We start from the raw sequence: 15250 nt of genomic DNA, 5'->3' as shown, positions 1-15250 counted from the left end.
TAACAACTGAATCAAGCAATTCGTGTGGGTGCTTGTGGAGTCAGACTGATAGTCAACAAGATTATCAGCATCACAAGTTACTCCGCGAGAAATCAAAGATGTAACCAACGATTGCTGAGCCAAGTTTAGGGTTTCTTAAAAACCCAAAGATGTTTGAACTGAAGAGTTTGATCATGGCTCAGATTGAACGCTGGCGGCAGGCCTAACACATGCAAGTCGAGCGGTAGAGAGAAGCTTGCTTCTCTTGAGAGCGGCGGACGGGTGAGTAATGCCTAGGAATCTGCCTGGTAGTGGGGGATAACGTTCGGAAACGGACGCTAATACCGCATACGTCCTACGGGAGAAAGCAGGGGACCTTCGGGCCTTGCGCTATCAGATGAGCCTAGGTCGGATTAGCTAGTTGGTGGGGTAATGGCTCACCAAGGCGACGATCCGTAACTGGTCTGAGAGGATGATCAGTCACACTGGAACTGAGACACGGTCCAGACTCCTACGGGAGGCAGCAGTGGGGAATATTGGACAATGGGCGAAAGCCTGATCCAGCCATGCCGCGTGTGTGAAGAAGGTCTTCGGATTGTAAAGCACTTTAAGTTGGGAGGAAGGGCAGTAAATTAATACTTTGCTGTTTTGACGTTACCGACAGAATAAGCACCGGCTAACTCTGTGCCAGCAGCCGCGGTAATACAGAGGGTGCAAGCGTTAATCGGAATTACTGGGCGTAAAGCGCGCGTAGGTGGTTCGTTAAGTTGGATGTGAAATCCCCGGGCTCAACCTGGGAACTGCATTCAAAACTGACGAGCTAGAGTATGGTAGAGGGTGGTGGAATTTCCTGTGTAGCGGTGAAATGCGTAGATATAGGAAGGAACACCAGTGGCGAAGGCGACCACCTGGACTGATACTGACACTGAGGTGCGAAAGCGTGGGGAGCAAACAGGATTAGATACCCTGGTAGTCCACGCCGTAAACGATGTCAACTAGCCGTTGGGAGCCTTGAGCTCTTAGTGGCGCAGCTAACGCATTAAGTTGACCGCCTGGGGAGTACGGCCGCAAGGTTAAAACTCAAATGAATTGACGGGGGCCCGCACAAGCGGTGGAGCATGTGGTTTAATTCGAAGCAACGCGAAGAACCTTACCAGGCCTTGACATCCAATGAACTTTCTAGAGATAGATTGGTGCCTTCGGGAACATTGAGACAGGTGCTGCATGGCTGTCGTCAGCTCGTGTCGTGAGATGTTGGGTTAAGTCCCGTAACGAGCGCAACCCTTGTCCTTAGTTACCAGCACGTAATGGTGGGCACTCTAAGGAGACTGCCGGTGACAAACCGGAGGAAGGTGGGGATGACGTCAAGTCATCATGGCCCTTACGGCCTGGGCTACACACGTGCTACAATGGTCGGTACAGAGGGTTGCCAAGCCGCGAGGTGGAGCTAATCCCAGAAAACCGATCGTAGTCCGGATCGCAGTCTGCAACTCGACTGCGTGAAGTCGGAATCGCTAGTAATCGCGAATCAGAATGTCGCGGTGAATACGTTCCCGGGCCTTGTACACACCGCCCGTCACACCATGGGAGTGGGTTGCACCAGAAGTAGCTAGTCTAACCTTCGGGAGGACGGTTACCACGGTGTGATTCATGACTGGGGTGAAGTCGTAACAAGGTAGCCGTAGGGGAACCTGCGGCTGGATCACCTCCTTAATCGACGACATCAGCTGCTCCATAAGTTCCCACACGAATTGCTTGATTCATTGAAGAAGACGATAAAGAAGCAGCCCGAAATTGGGTCTGTAGCTCAGTTGGTTAGAGCGCACCCCTGATAAGGGTGAGGTCGGCAGTTCGAATCTGCCCAGACCCACCAATTTTGTGTGGGAAACGCCTGTAGAAATACGGGGCCATAGCTCAGCTGGGAGAGCGCCTGCCTTGCACGCAGGAGGTCAACGGTTCGATCCCGTTTGGCTCCACCACTACTGCTTCTGTCATGTAAAGCTTAGAAATGAGCATTCCATCGTTGTGATGGTGAATGTTGATTTCTAGTCTTTGATTAGATCGTTCTTTAAAAATTTGGGTATGTGATAGAAAGATAGACTGAACGTTACTTTCACTGGTAACGGATCAGGCTAAGGTAAAATTTGTGAGTTGCTCTTAATTGAGTATTATCGAATTTTCGGCGAATGTCGTCTTCACAGTATAACCAGATTGCTTGGGGTTATATGGTCAAGTGAAGAAGCGCATACGGTGGATGCCTTGGCAGTCAGAGGCGATGAAAGACGTGGTAGCCTGCGAAAAGCTTCGGGGAGTCGGCAAACAGACTTTGATCCGGAGATGTCTGAATGGGGGAACCCAGCCATCATAAGATGGTTACCTTACACTGAATACATAGGTGTATGGAGCGAACCAGGGGAACTGAAACATCTAAGTACCCTGAGGAAAAGAAATCAACCGAGATTCCCTTAGTAGTGGCGAGCGAACGGGGACTAGCCCTTAAGTGGCTTTGAGATTAGCGGAACGCTCTGGAAAGTGCGGCCATAGTGGGTGATAGCCCTGTACGCGAAAATCTCTTAGTCATGAAATCGAGTAGGACGGAGCACGAGAAACTTTGTCTGAATATGGGGGGACCATCCTCCAAGGCTAAATACTACTGACTGACCGATAGTGAACTAGTACCGTGAGGGAAAGGCGAAAAGAACCCCGGAGAGGGGAGTGAAATAGATCCTGAAACCGTATGCGTACAAGCAGTGGGAGCCCACTTTGTTGGGTGACTGCGTACCTTTTGTATAATGGGTCAGCGACTTATTTTCAGTGGCGAGCTTAACCGAATAGGGGAGGCGTAGCGAAAGCGAGTCTTAATAGGGCGTCTAGTCGCTGGGAATAGACCCGAAACCGGGCGATCTATCCATGGGCAGGTTGAAGGTTGGGTAACACTAACTGGAGGACCGAACCGACTACCGTTGAAAAGTTAGCGGATGACCTGTGGATCGGAGTGAAAGGCTAATCAAGCTCGGAGATAGCTGGTTCTCCTCGAAAGCTATTTAGGTAGCGCCTCATGTATCACTGTAGGGGGTAGAGCACTGTTTCGGCTAGGGGGTCATCCCGACTTACCAAACCGATGCAAACTCCGAATACCTACAAGTGCCGAGCATGGGAGACACACGGCGGGTGCTAACGTCCGTCGTGAAAAGGGAAACAACCCAGACCGTCAGCTAAGGTCCCAAAGTTATGGTTAAGTGGGAAACGATGTGGGAAGGCTTAGACAGCTAGGAGGTTGGCTTAGAAGCAGCCACCCTTTAAAGAAAGCGTAATAGCTCACTAGTCGAGTCGGCCTGCGCGGAAGATGTAACGGGGCTCAAACCATACACCGAAGCTACGGGTATCACCTTCGGGTGATGCGGTAGAGGAGCGTTCTGTAAGCCTGTGAAGGTGAGTTGAGAAGCTTGCTGGAGGTATCAGAAGTGCGAATGCTGACATGAGTAACGATAATGGGTGTGAAAAACACCCACGCCGAAAGACCAAGGTTTCCTGCGCAACGTTAATCGACGCAGGGTTAGTCGGTCCCTAAGGCGAGGCTGAAAAGCGTAGTCGATGGAAAACAGGTTAATATTCCTGTACTTCTGGTTATTGCGATGGAGGGACGGAGAAGGCTAGGCCAGCTTGGCGTTGGTTGTCCAAGTTTAAGGTGGTAGGCTGGAATCTTAGGTAAATCCGGGATTCTAAGGCCGAGAGCTGATGACGAGTGTTCTTTTAGAACACGAAGTGGTTGATGCCATGCTTCCAAGAAAAGCTTCTAAGCTTCAGGTAACCAGGAACCGTACCCCAAACCGACACAGGTGGTTGGGTAGAGAATACCAAGGCGCTTGAGAGAACTCGGGTGAAGGAACTAGGCAAAATGGCACCGTAACTTCGGGAGAAGGTGCGCCGGTGAGGGTGAAGGACTTGCTCCGTAAGCTCATGCCGGTCGAAGATACCAGGCCGCTGCGACTGTTTATTAAAAACACAGCACTCTGCAAACACGAAAGTGGACGTATAGGGTGTGACGCCTGCCCGGTGCCGGAAGGTTAATTGATGGGGTTAGCTAACGCGAAGCTCTTGATCGAAGCCCCGGTAAACGGCGGCCGTAACTATAACGGTCCTAAGGTAGCGAAATTCCTTGTCGGGTAAGTTCCGACCTGCACGAATGGCGTAACGATGGCGGCGCTGTCTCCACCCGAGACTCAGTGAAATTGAAATCGCTGTGAAGATGCAGTGTATCCGCGGCTAGACGGAAAGACCCCGTGAACCTTTACTATAGCTTTGCACTGGACTTTGAATTTGCTTGTGTAGGATAGGTGGGAGGCTTTGAAGCGTGGACGCCAGTTCGCGTGGAGCCAACCTTGAAATACCACCCTGGCAACTTTGAGGTTCTAACTCAGGTCCGTTATCCGGATCGAGGACAGTGTATGGTGGGTAGTTTGACTGGGGCGGTCTCCTCCTAAAGAGTAACGGAGGAGTACGAAGGTGCGCTCAGACCGGTCGGAAATCGGTCGTAGAGTATAAAGGCAAAAGCGCGCTTGACTGCGAGACAGACACGTCGAGCAGGTACGAAAGTAGGTCTTAGTGATCCGGTGGTTCTGTATGGAAGGGCCATCGCTCAACGGATAAAAGGTACTCCGGGGATAACAGGCTGATACCGCCCAAGAGTTCATATCGACGGCGGTGTTTGGCACCTCGATGTCGGCTCATCACATCCTGGGGCTGAAGCCGGTCCCAAGGGTATGGCTGTTCGCCATTTAAAGTGGTACGCGAGCTGGGTTTAGAACGTCGTGAGACAGTTCGGTCCCTATCTGCCGTGGACGTTTGAGATTTGAGAGGGGCTGCTCCTAGTACGAGAGGACCGGAGTGGACGAACCTCTGGTGTTCCGGTTGTCACGCCAGTGGCATTGCCGGGTAGCTATGTTCGGAATAGATAACCGCTGAAAGCATCTAAGCGGGAAACTAGCCTCAAGATGAGATCTCACTGGAACCTTGAGTTCCCTGAAGGGCCGTCGAAGACTACGACGTTGATAGGTTGGGTGTGTAAGCGCTGTGAGGCGTTGAGCTAACCAATACTAATTGCCCGTGAGGCTTGACCATATAACACCCAAGCAATTTGACTACTCCTGACTTGGAAACAAGTAGAAGCATCAGATTGCGGTGTGTGAAGACGAAACGAACCGAAAGTTCGAGATGCTCACAAAACACCAAAGCTATCACATACCCAATTTGCTGAAGCGAGACCAACCGGTCACGACTCAGTACCCGAATTTCTTGACGACCATAGAGCATTGGAACCACCTGATCCCATCCCGAACTCAGCAGTGAAACGATGCATCGCCGATGGTAGTGTGGGGTTTCCCCATGTGAGAGTAGGTCATCGTCAAGATTAAATTCCGAAACCCCTGATTGCTAACGCAATCAGGGGTTTTGTTTTGGGCGGTCGGAAACTTAACGAAATGCCGTTTAAAATCCTTTCTCCCTAATCAACTCAATCAGTGCCCTCAACCCGGCCGGCACATGACGCCTACCTGGATAGTAGAGACGTAAACAGTCAAAAGACGGTGTCCATTCCTCCAGTACGCGCACTAACGCGCCTTTCGCCAAATCATCAGCTGCATTCCATTCCGTAAGATAGGTCAAGCCCAGCCCCGCCCTGGCTGCCTCAAGCATCAACGTCGGATTATCCAGGGTCAAAGCCCCGTGCACCTCTACGGCAATAGCTTCGCCATGACGCTCAAACTCCCAGTGGTAGATCGCACCGCTAGGCATTCGGCTGCGAATACACTGATGGGCCCGCAGATCTATGGGGCTGACGGGGACTGGGTGATTGGCAAAATACTCCGGGCTGCCCAATACCGCAAAACGCTGAGCCTGGCTGATATCGACCGCGATCATGTCTTGAGGAACCGTGTCACCTAGACGAATCCCTGCATCAAACCCCTGCGCAACGATATCCACCAGGCGCCCTTCAGTGACGATATCCAGTTTCATCCGCGGATAACGCCGCAGATATTCCAGCAGCAGCGGCATCACCTGCTTTGCGGCACCCGCCGAGGTATTCAGGCGCAAGGTACCGCTGGGTTCTGCGCTGCGATTTCCCGCCTGTTCCAAGGCTGTGCGGATGCTCAAGAGTGCCGGCGTAATTGTCTCGACAAACTCTGCGCCCACTTCAGATAAAGACACACTGCGCGTTGTGCGATTGAACAGCCTCACCCCCATCCGCGCTTCAAGCCCTGCAATAGAGTGACTCAGCGCCGACGTCGACACATTCAACTCAGTCGCCGCCGCACGAAAACTTCGATGCCGCGCCACTGCCAATACGGCTTCCAGTTCATTCAGTCCGGATGTGTTCATTGTCCTTGATCACTCATCAACTCATGCCGATTTGTACGGCTTATCAGCTCAATCATAGTGACTTACCGTATGACGCACTAGCTCAGCGTCCCGGAGGACCTATGCAACGCATCAACCAGATTTACATCAACGGCGCTTTTGTAACTCCCCATGGCGAAGAGCTTTTTGACCTGTTCAATCCCGCCACAGGCCAGAGTATCGGCCAGGTTCGGTTGGCAAATGAACAGGACGCTCTGGATGCCATCGCTGCCGCCAAACGAGCGTTTATCAAGTTTTCCCACAGCTCGAAAGACGTACGCATCGGCTATCTAAAACGCATGCACGCTGCCGTTGAATCCATTGAGGACGAACTCACCGACGCGATTATCGAGGAGTATGGTGCTCCGGTTTCCCGTGCGCGATGGATGGCCAAGCACGCGGCCAGCGTCCTGCAGGATGCTGCTTCTGTACTCGAGAACTACAACTTCTCCCGACGCATCGGTATTGCCGAGGTGGTCATGCAGCCCTTGGGTGTGGCCGGGTTGATCACCCCCTGGAACAGCAACGCCGGTTTTATCTGCGGCAAGCTCGCTGCTGCGCTGGCCGCCGGCTGTACCGCGGTGATCAAACCCAGCGAAATGAGCGCAATCCAGACCTCCATAGTCACCCGCGCACTCCATGAAGCGGATTTACCTCCTGGAGTGTTCAACATCGTCACCGGTCGTGGCGAAACCGTAGGCACCGTGTTGAGCTCCCATCCTGACATCGCAAAAGTGTCCTTCACCGGCTCGACCGCTGTCGGCAAAACAGTCCTGCGTACCGGAGCCGAGACACTGAAACGCATCACCCTGGAGCTGGGCGGCAAATCACCGGTGTTGGTTCTCGATGATGCGGACCTCAAGGTGGCCGTGCCCATGGCTCTCCAGGCAGGCTTCATGAACAGTGGCCAGGCCTGCATCGCCGGCACCCGAATCCTGATACCTGAAAGTCGCCTGGCTGAAATCGAAGCGCTGATGATCGAGGAAGTGACCAAAGTACAAGCCGGTAATCCTCGTGATCCAGCCACGGCCGTGGGCCCCACGGTCAGCCTTAAACAATGGGAGCGCGTGCAACGCTACATTCAGATCGGGATCGAGGAGGGCGCTCACCTGCTAGCGGGAGGCCCCGGTCTGCCAGAAGGCATCACGGCGGGCTGGTTCGTAAGACCCACCATATTCAGCCGCGTGACCAATCAAATGACCATCGCCCGTGAGGAGATTTTCGGTCCGGTGCTATCGATCATTACCTATGCAACCGAGGAAGAAGCACTGGCCATCGCCAACGACACGCCCTACGGCCTCCACGCGTACATCCTGTCATCAAATCCCGAACGTGCCCGCAGGCTAGCCAGCCGTATCGACGCAGGGCGGGTCCTGATCAATACCCTCGCCCATGAGCCACTCGCACCGTTTGGCGGCTTTAAACAATCGGGCATTGGCCGCGAGTACGGCACATTCGGCCTGGAAGCCTTCCTGGAACCCAAATCGATCCTCAGCTGATTCCTCAGCATGAAAACGTATGAATAAGGTCAACCAGCCAAACCAAAGTGCATGAACAGACCCCATAAGCACACCGTTCAGGGAAATCGATGCAAAGTGTTTCTGCATTTTTGGTATGGTGCAGCACATTTTCACAAGGACTGATTTCTCCTCCGCAGGAAGCGGCGTCGACCTTATTCAACGAGATGCTGTAGAAATGCCTGAACCGATACCGATCAAGGATCACGAAAAAGAAAACCGCCTGGTCAACAAGCGGCTGTTGGCCTGCGCGCTGCTGGTAGTGGGTATCACCTGCGCACTGGTAGGCCGGATGTACTTCCTGCAGGTGGTGCAGTACGACTATCACTCCACCATTTCCGAGAACAATCGCGTCCACGTCCTACCGATTACCCCGACGCGCGGTCTGATCTATGACCGCAATGGCGTAGTACTTGCCGACAATCGCCCCAGCTACAACTTGACGATCACCCGCGAGCGCACCACTGATCTCAAGGGTGAGCTGGACGCCATCGTCAGCCTCCTGCATCTGCCCGCCGAAGACCGCGGCGTATTTGATAAAGCGCTCAAGCAGGCGCGTCATCCCTTTGTACCCGTCACGCTGTTTTACGAGCTGACCGAAGAACAGATCGCCGTGCTGGCCGTCAACGAATTCCGCCTGCCGGGCGTGGATGTCGAGCCGCAATTTGTCCGCCATTACCCGCTGGGTGCGCACTTTGCCCACTCCATTGGCTACGTAGGCCGGATCAACGAAAAAGAATCCAAGGCCCTCGACTCTGTGGAATACCGGGGCACGCAGTCCATCGGTAAAACCGGGATCGAGCGTTTCTACGAGTCCGAGCTGCATGGCCACGTGGGCTATGAAGAAGTTGAAACCAACGCCCAGGGCCGCGTCCTGCGAGTGCTCAAGCACACCGACCCGATCCCCGGCAAAAACATCGTTTTGAGCCTGGACGTCAAACTCCAGGAAGCGGCCGAAGAAGCCCTCGGCGACCGGCGTGGCTCGGTGGTCGCTCTCGATCCGGCAACTGGCGAAGTCCTGGCAATGGTCAGCAAACCAAGCTTTGACCCGAACCTGTTCGTCACCGGTATCAGCTTCAAGGAATATGCAGCGCTTCACGACTCCCTCGACCGTCCGCTGTTCAACCGCGTGCTGCGCGGGCTCTACGCACCGGGCTCGACGATCAAGCCGGAAGTGGCCATCGCCGGCCTCGACAGCGGTGTGGTCACCGCCCAGACCCGCGTGTTCGACCCCGGCTATTACCAACTCCCGGACTTCGACCACAAATACCGCAACTGGAACCACAGCGGCGACGGCTGGGTGGACATGGACGCGGCGATCATGCGCTCCAACGACACCTACTTCTACGACCTTGCCCACAAGCTGGGCATCGACCGCCTGCACGACTACCTGGCCGAGTTCGGCCTCGGGCAGAAAGTGTCCCTCGACATGTTCGAAGAGTCGGCCGGCTTGATGCCGTCCCAGGCCTGGAAGCGCGCCACCCGACGCCAACCGTGGTTCCCGGGTGAAACCGTGATCCTCGGCATCGGCCAGGGCTACATGCAGGTCACCCCGCTGCAACTGGCTCAGGCCACTGCGCTGATCGCCAACAAAGGCGTGTGGAACCGCCCGCACCTGGCCAAGACCATCAATGGCGTGGCGCCAGTGGATGAAAACCCGATGCCCAACGTTGTCCTCAAAGACCCGCGCGACTGGGAACAGGTCAACCACGGCATGCAACTGGTCATGCACGACCCACGAGGTATCGCCCGGGCGGCTGCAGCCGGCGCGCAATACCGGATTGCCGGCAAGAGTGGTACCGCACAGGTGGTGGCGATCAAGCAGGGCGAGCGTTACAACCGTCTCAAGACCCTGGAACGCAACCGCGACAACGCCTTGTTCGTTGGCTTCGCCCCGGCGGAGCACCCGCGGATCGTGATTTCGGTGATGATTGAAAACGGCGAGGCCGGTGGCCGGGTGGCGGGCCCGGTGGTGCGCCAGATCATGGACGCCTGGCTGCTTGATCAGGAAGGCCATTTGAAGCCGCAATACGCGACGCCAAGCAAGGCGCCGGGTGATCCTCACGTCTGAGGTCACGAGGGCATGACGCTGGTCATGCCCCATCCTTTTTTAAAGGTTGCGCATTGGTCGATGTCGCCTACTGTCAATACAGGAGGTGTCTCATGCACGAATCAAATGAAATCAAACGTAAAGTCCTGCTCAACGCTCCACGTCAACGCGTCTGGGAAGCACTGACCGACGCCGAGCAATTCGGCAGTTGGTTTGGCATCGCTCTCAAGGGCAAGCAGTTTGCCCAGGGCCGGGCCATTGAAGCCCAAATCACTTACCCCGGTTACGAGCATGTGGTCTGGAAGGCGAAAATCGAGCGCCTTGAGCCGCAAACGCGCTTCTCTTTCAGTTGGCATCCCTACGCCGTAGACAAGGATGTCGATTACGACACCGAAACGCCCACCTTGGTGGAGTTCACCCTTGAGGATCACGCCGAAGGTATCTTGTTGCGGGTGGTGGAGTCAGGTTTTGACGCGATCCCGGACGCTCGCCGCCAGAAAGCCTACAAGAAGAACTCCCGAGGCTGGGACGATCAGATGAACAACATCGAAAACTACCTGGCGAACCCCCATCAGCCGTAAGCGGATGGGATGCCGCAATCATCAGCTCTCGTGGGCGGTGCTGATTTCCAGGGTATCGGTGTAGGTTACCAGCACGCCCTGGTCAACCCAGACCGCTATCTGACAAGGAGAACGCCCATGCCCAGTCAAGGTTCATGCCCGGGATTTATCCCGCCCTACATTCTCCATCGGCTGATCGACCATGGTTCCGAGTGGCAGCGCTCGCGAGCCCTGAATACCCTGACGCACGTTCGCCAGTTGCGGCCCAACCCGGGCAAGCCTGGCCCGGCTCCGGTGGCGCCAATCGCCGGCGCGTTGCAACGCAACCTCTACGATGCCGGCCACCTGACGGTGCTCCCCGGTGACCTGGTGCGCGGCGAAGGGCAGCGGGCCAGCGGCGATGCGGCGGTAGATGAGGCATATGACGCCTTGGGCGCGACCCACGATTTTTTCTGGCAGGTTTACGGACGCGACTCTATCGACAATCGTGGTTTAGCCCTCGTCGGCACCGTGCATTATGGGGAAGGCTACGACAACGCCTTCTGGAACGGCGCGCAAATGGTCTTCGGCGACGGTGACGGTGAGGTGTTCCAGCGCTTTACCCGGTCCCTGGACGTGGTCGCCCACGAACTGACCCACGGCATCATCGAGAGCGAAGCCGGCCTGGTTTACCGCAATCAGTCCGGGGCGCTCAACGAATCAATCTCCGACGTGTTCGGCGTACTTACCCGGCAATACGTACTCAAGCACACGGCCGAGCAGGCGGACTGGCTCATCGGCGCGGATTTGCTTACCGACAAGGTTCAGGGCAAGGGCCTGCGCTCCATGTCCCATCCCGGCACCGCCTATGACGACCCGGTGCTGGGCAAGGACCCGCAGCCCGCGCATATGCGGGATTTCGTCGTCACCCAGGATGACAATGGTGGCGTGCACTTGAACTCCGGGATCCCCAACCGCGCGTTTTACCTGGCGGCGACCGCCTTGGGCGGCTCGGCCTGGGAGCAGGCTGGGCAAGTCTGGTATGACACCCTGTGCGATGGAAAACTCGATAACGATGCGGACTTCCAAGGCTTTGCCGCCTTGACCGTCGCCCATGCCCGCGAACGTTTCGGTGCGACCCAGGCCAAGGCCGTGGAGGAAGCCTGGGCCGCGGTAGGCGTGAGTCCTGGATGAGGAGGATGTGATGAAACAGCTACCACCCTTGGGCAGCGATGCCACGGTGCGTCTGTCCCGCCAAGGCGGGGTGACAGCGATGCTGAGCCGGCCGCGAGAGATCGAGTTTGCCCAGTGCAACCTGGATGAACGCGAACAGATCTTCACGCTGCTCAATGGTTGCCTGCCGCTGGCCTCGGCTGAGTCAGGAAGGGGCGACCAGCGCTTCTATCAAATCGAAGTGCGTTTTCGCCAGGATGATCGCGATGACCGGTTACTGCTCCAGGTGCCGGAAGACCTGGCACCTGGAGAGTTAGTCCGGCTGTGGGACAAAGGCCAGGTCTGATCTTTCGGTCTACTTGATCACCACCGGATTCACCGGCGCGCCGCTGCCCCCGACAATCTTCAACGGGGCGGCGGTGTAGAGGAACTTCCACTGGCCGTCATCCGCGCAATCGGCGGCCAGTTCCTCCAGCAACACAATCTCGGTAAAGGCGATTCCCAGGTTGCGCATCAGCGCGCAATGCAGCGGAATCTGCACCCCGGACACCGGGTCGGTGATCACTTCGTTGGCGATGGTATCGGTCACCAGGTTGGGGATTTCCATTTCATGGAACCACTCCACCAGCTCGCGGCTGTAGGTCAGCCCTGGCTCCATCAGGTCTTTGAAGAACTCGGTCTTGCCCAGCTCATAAAACGCACCCATGGAACCGGTGCGGATGATCAGGATGTCGCGCTTTTCAATGGTCACGCCCTGGGCCTTGGCGGCGTCGAGCAAGTCCAGGTGGTTAAAGGTTTCGCCGCGACCCAGGCATTTCTTGCCGCGATGGCGGGCCATGTCGATCAGCACGGCGCGGCCCACAACGCCGCGTTCGGCGATGGCCAGCACGCTGGCCTTGGCCATGCCGCCGACGGTAGTCTGCGCGTCGTAGCCGTTCCACAGTTGATTGTCGTACCAGGCGTGGCCGAGGGCGTCGTACTGCGTCGAGCCTTGCAGTTGCATGAAGATCACGTCGTCGGAGTACGCCGCGCCACCGGTCATGTGCGGCTGTTTGCCGAAGTGGTAATGGCTGTGGTCGAGGGTGTTGAAGCGCATCGACGGGTTGCGCGCCGGCCACATCGGGTCGCCGTCGGGGTGACCGATCTGCACTTGCAAGGTAAAGGTCTTGCCCTGGCGTACCGAGGCGACGCCGCGCAGCACTTCGGCTTCAGTCAGGTAATTGAGGGCACCGACTTCGTCGTCCGGTCCCCATTTACCCCAATTCTTTGGCAGGCCTTCAAGCAATTTCCGGGTGTTCGGCTCGTTCTTATTATGAAGATCACACATAGCAATTCCGGTCCCTGTGAAAGTGAGTTACACGCAGCGGCCGCCATCGACTTCCAGGCAGGTGCCGGTGATGAACGCCGCTTCGTCCGACGCCAGGTACAGGCAGGCGTTGGCCACATCTTGCGGGGTGGAAAAGCGCCCCAGGGGAATGGTCGACATGAACTTCTGGCGGTTTTCCGGGGTGTCCGGCACGCCCATGAATTCGCTGAGCAATGCTGTGGCACCGACTACCGGATTCACGCAGTTGACGCGGATATTGTCCGGCCCCAACTCTGCCGCCATGGTCTTGCTCATGACCACCACTGCGCCCTTGCTGCCGTTATACCAGACCAGTCCCGGGCGTGGGCGGATCGCTGCCGTCGAGGCAATGTTGACGAACACGCCGCCGCCCTGGCCGCGAAAGTGCGGCACAAAATGCTTGGCGCTCAAGAAGATGCTTTTGACGTTGACCGCAAATACCCGGTCGAACTCAGCCTCATCGACCTCCAGCATCGGCCGGTTACGGTGGGTGGTACCGGCGTTGTTGATGACGATGTCCAGCCCACCGAATTGCTCCAGTGTGCCGCGTAGCAGCGCGCCCATGCTTTCATCGTTGGCCACGTTGACCTCGATAAAGTGCGCATGGCCGCCGCTTTCGGCAATCTCATTGACCACTCGCTGACCGCCCACGGCGTTCGTGTCCGCAACGATGACCTTGGCGCCCTGGCGGGCAAACGTCTTGGCGATGCCCTCGCCAAAACCCGAACCGGCGCCGGTGACGATCGCGACTTTATTGGCTAAACGCATGGTGTGTTCTCCGTTCTTGTTGTTGTGAGGAATCAACCGTGTTTGATCGCAATGGTCTTCAAGGTGGTAAAGCCCAGCAGCGCTTCGAAGCCTTTTTCCCGGCCATAACCGCTGGCCTTCACGCCGCCGAATGGCAGTTCGACGCCGCCACCGGCTCCGTAGTTGTTGATGAATACCTGGCCACAACGCAGCGTGCGCGCCAGGCGCATTTGCCGCGCGCCGTCGCGGGTCCACACGCCGGCCACCAGGCCGAACTCGGTGCCATTGGCCAGGCGAATCGCTTCGGCTTCATCGTCGAAAGGCATCACGGCCAGCACCGGGCCGAACACTTCCTGTTGCGCCAGGCGGCTGTCTGGCGGCACATCGCGAAACAGCACCGCCTCCTGGAAATACCCGCCGCTGCCAGCCTCGGCCACCACCGTGCCACGTGCGGCGACGGTGATCCCGGCCAGTTCGGCCTCGCGAATAAACTCCCGCACCAGGCGTTGCTGCTTCTGATTGATCAGCGGGCCCATGTCCAGGTCCAGCGCAGAAGGCCCGGCACGCAACTCGGAAAAACGCTGGCTGAGGCGCGCGAGCAGGCTTTCGTAGATGCTGCGTTCCACTAGCAAGCGGCTGCCGGCTGAGCAGGTTTGCCCGCAGTTCTGAATGATGGAATTGACCAGCACCGGCAACGCTTCCTCCAGATCGGCATCGGCGAACACCAGTTGCGGCGACTTGCCGCCCAGTTCCAACGTCACCGGGCAGTGGCGCTCGGCGGCGGCTTTCGATACGGCGGTGCCGGTGGCAGTGGAACCGGTAAACGAGATGTGATCGATGCCCGGGTGTGCGCACAACGCCGCGCCCGCTTCATAGCCATAACCGGTCACCACATTGATCGCGCCAGCCGGAAAGCCCACCTCGGCAGCAATCTCCGCCAGGCGCAGTAACGACAGGCTGGCATCTTCCGCCGGCTTGACCACACACGCATTGCCCGCCGCCAACGAAGCGCCGACGCTGCGCCCGAAAATCTGCATCGGGTAATTCCACGGGATGATATGCCCGGTCACGCCATGAGGTTCGCGTACGGTCAATACGGTGTAGCCCGCCTGATACGGCAGGGTTTCGCCGTGCAGTTTGTCGGCGGCACCGGCGTAGTACTCGAAGTAGCGGGCGAGGGCAGTGGCATCAGCGCGGGCGACTTTCAATGCCTTGCCGGTGTCCCGCGCTTCGATCTGCGCCAGTTCTTCATGATGGTCCAACACTGCCACGCCGAGCTTCGCCAGCAGGCGGCTGCGCTCCACGGCAGATAACGTACCCCACGGCCCATCGAAGGTTTCCCCGAGTGCCAGGCGCGCCGCGCGGATCGCCGCATCGATATCGGCGGCCGTGCCAGGGGCGATGCTCGAGTAGGTTTCGCCGGTGCTCGGGTCGATCACTGGAATGTCTTCCAACGAGGTCGATGCCAGCCATTGATTGGCGATGTAATGTGCGTTGGTCATGT

9 protein-coding genes, 2 tRNA genes and 3 rRNA genes are annotated in these 15250 nt (G+C 57.0%); 10 read left to right on the top strand and 4 right to left on the bottom strand.

The features are described 5' to 3' along the window. Positions 1-155: 155 nt before the first annotated feature. From ACA046_RS22670 to rrf, 5 genes are all read left to right on the top strand, one after another. Positions 156-1692 (top strand): 16S ribosomal RNA (locus ACA046_RS22670). A gap of 83 nt (positions 1693-1775) precedes the next feature. Beyond that, positions 1776-1852 (top strand) — tRNA-Ile (locus tag ACA046_RS22665). A gap of 30 nt (positions 1853-1882) precedes the next feature. Then, a tRNA-Ala gene (locus ACA046_RS22660) sits at positions 1883-1958 on the top strand. 248 nt (positions 1959-2206) lie between these two features. Then, positions 2207-5100 (top strand): 23S ribosomal RNA (locus tag ACA046_RS22655). Between the two features lie 173 nt (positions 5101-5273). Beyond that, positions 5274-5389, top strand: a 5S ribosomal RNA gene (gene rrf / locus ACA046_RS22650). The 16S, 23S and 5S rRNA genes sit together here with 2 tRNA genes alongside, the layout of an rRNA operon. A gap of 77 nt (positions 5390-5466) precedes the next feature. Here the strand turns inward: rrf and ACA046_RS22645 are convergent. Continuing rightward, positions 5467-6357, bottom strand: coding sequence for a LysR family transcriptional regulator (locus ACA046_RS22645; protein WP_459022614.1), 891 nt, complete (start codon positions 6355-6357; stop codon positions 5467-5469). 101 nt (positions 6358-6458) lie between these two features. Here ACA046_RS22645 and ACA046_RS22640 point away from each other — a divergent pair, with 101 nt between their 5' ends. From ACA046_RS22640 to ACA046_RS22620, 5 genes are all read left to right on the top strand, one after another. Continuing rightward, positions 6459-7874, top strand: a complete 1416-nt coding sequence (locus ACA046_RS22640) for an aldehyde dehydrogenase family protein (protein ID WP_497675022.1) — start codon at positions 6459-6461, stop codon at positions 7872-7874. Positions 7875-8070: 196 nt separating this feature from the next. Next, the gene (gene mrdA, locus ACA046_RS22635) at positions 8071-9963 is read left to right on the top strand and encodes a penicillin-binding protein 2 (RefSeq protein WP_076014338.1); all 1893 of its coding nucleotides are present in this window, start codon (positions 8071-8073) and stop codon (positions 9961-9963) included. Positions 9964-10055: 92 nt separating this feature from the next. Then, on the top strand, positions 10056-10523 hold the full coding sequence (locus tag ACA046_RS22630) for an SRPBCC family protein (RefSeq protein ID WP_459022610.1): 468 nt from the start codon (positions 10056-10058) through the stop codon (positions 10521-10523). 117 nt (positions 10524-10640) lie between these two features. Then, positions 10641-11675, top strand: coding sequence for a M4 family metallopeptidase (locus ACA046_RS22625; RefSeq protein ID WP_497675021.1), 1035 nt, complete (start codon positions 10641-10643; stop codon positions 11673-11675). A gap of 10 nt (positions 11676-11685) precedes the next feature. Further along, positions 11686-12000, top strand: a complete 315-nt coding sequence (locus ACA046_RS22620; protein ID WP_167665721.1) for a protealysin inhibitor emfourin — start codon at positions 11686-11688, stop codon at positions 11998-12000. A 9-nt stretch (positions 12001-12009) separates the two neighbouring features. On the opposite strand, the gene ACA046_RS22615 is transcribed toward ACA046_RS22620, so the two are convergent. Genes ACA046_RS22615 through ACA046_RS22605 form a run of 3 tightly spaced genes read right to left on the bottom strand, consistent with a single transcriptional unit; the run spans position 12010 to position 15248 of the window. Beyond that, positions 12010-12981 carry a cyclase family protein gene (locus ACA046_RS22615; protein ID WP_459022606.1) on the bottom strand — a complete coding sequence of 324 codons (972 nt, stop codon included), beginning with the start codon at positions 12979-12981 and terminating at the stop codon, positions 12010-12012. A 27-nt stretch (positions 12982-13008) separates the two neighbouring features. Next, positions 13009-13767 carry an SDR family oxidoreductase gene (locus ACA046_RS22610; RefSeq protein WP_497675020.1) on the bottom strand — a complete coding sequence of 253 codons (759 nt, stop codon included), beginning with the start codon at positions 13765-13767 and terminating at the stop codon, positions 13009-13011. Between the two features lie 32 nt (positions 13768-13799). Next, positions 13800-15248: an aldehyde dehydrogenase family protein gene (locus ACA046_RS22605; protein WP_497675019.1), complete on the bottom strand. Its 1449-nt coding sequence runs from the start codon at positions 15246-15248 to the stop codon at positions 13800-13802. Positions 15249-15250 lie beyond the last annotated feature (2 nt).

This window comes from Pseudomonas sp. LBUM1641 (genome assembly GCF_059716235.1).
Note: the sequence above shows the minus strand (reverse complement) of the source record. Positions and strands in the feature narration are given on the sequence as shown.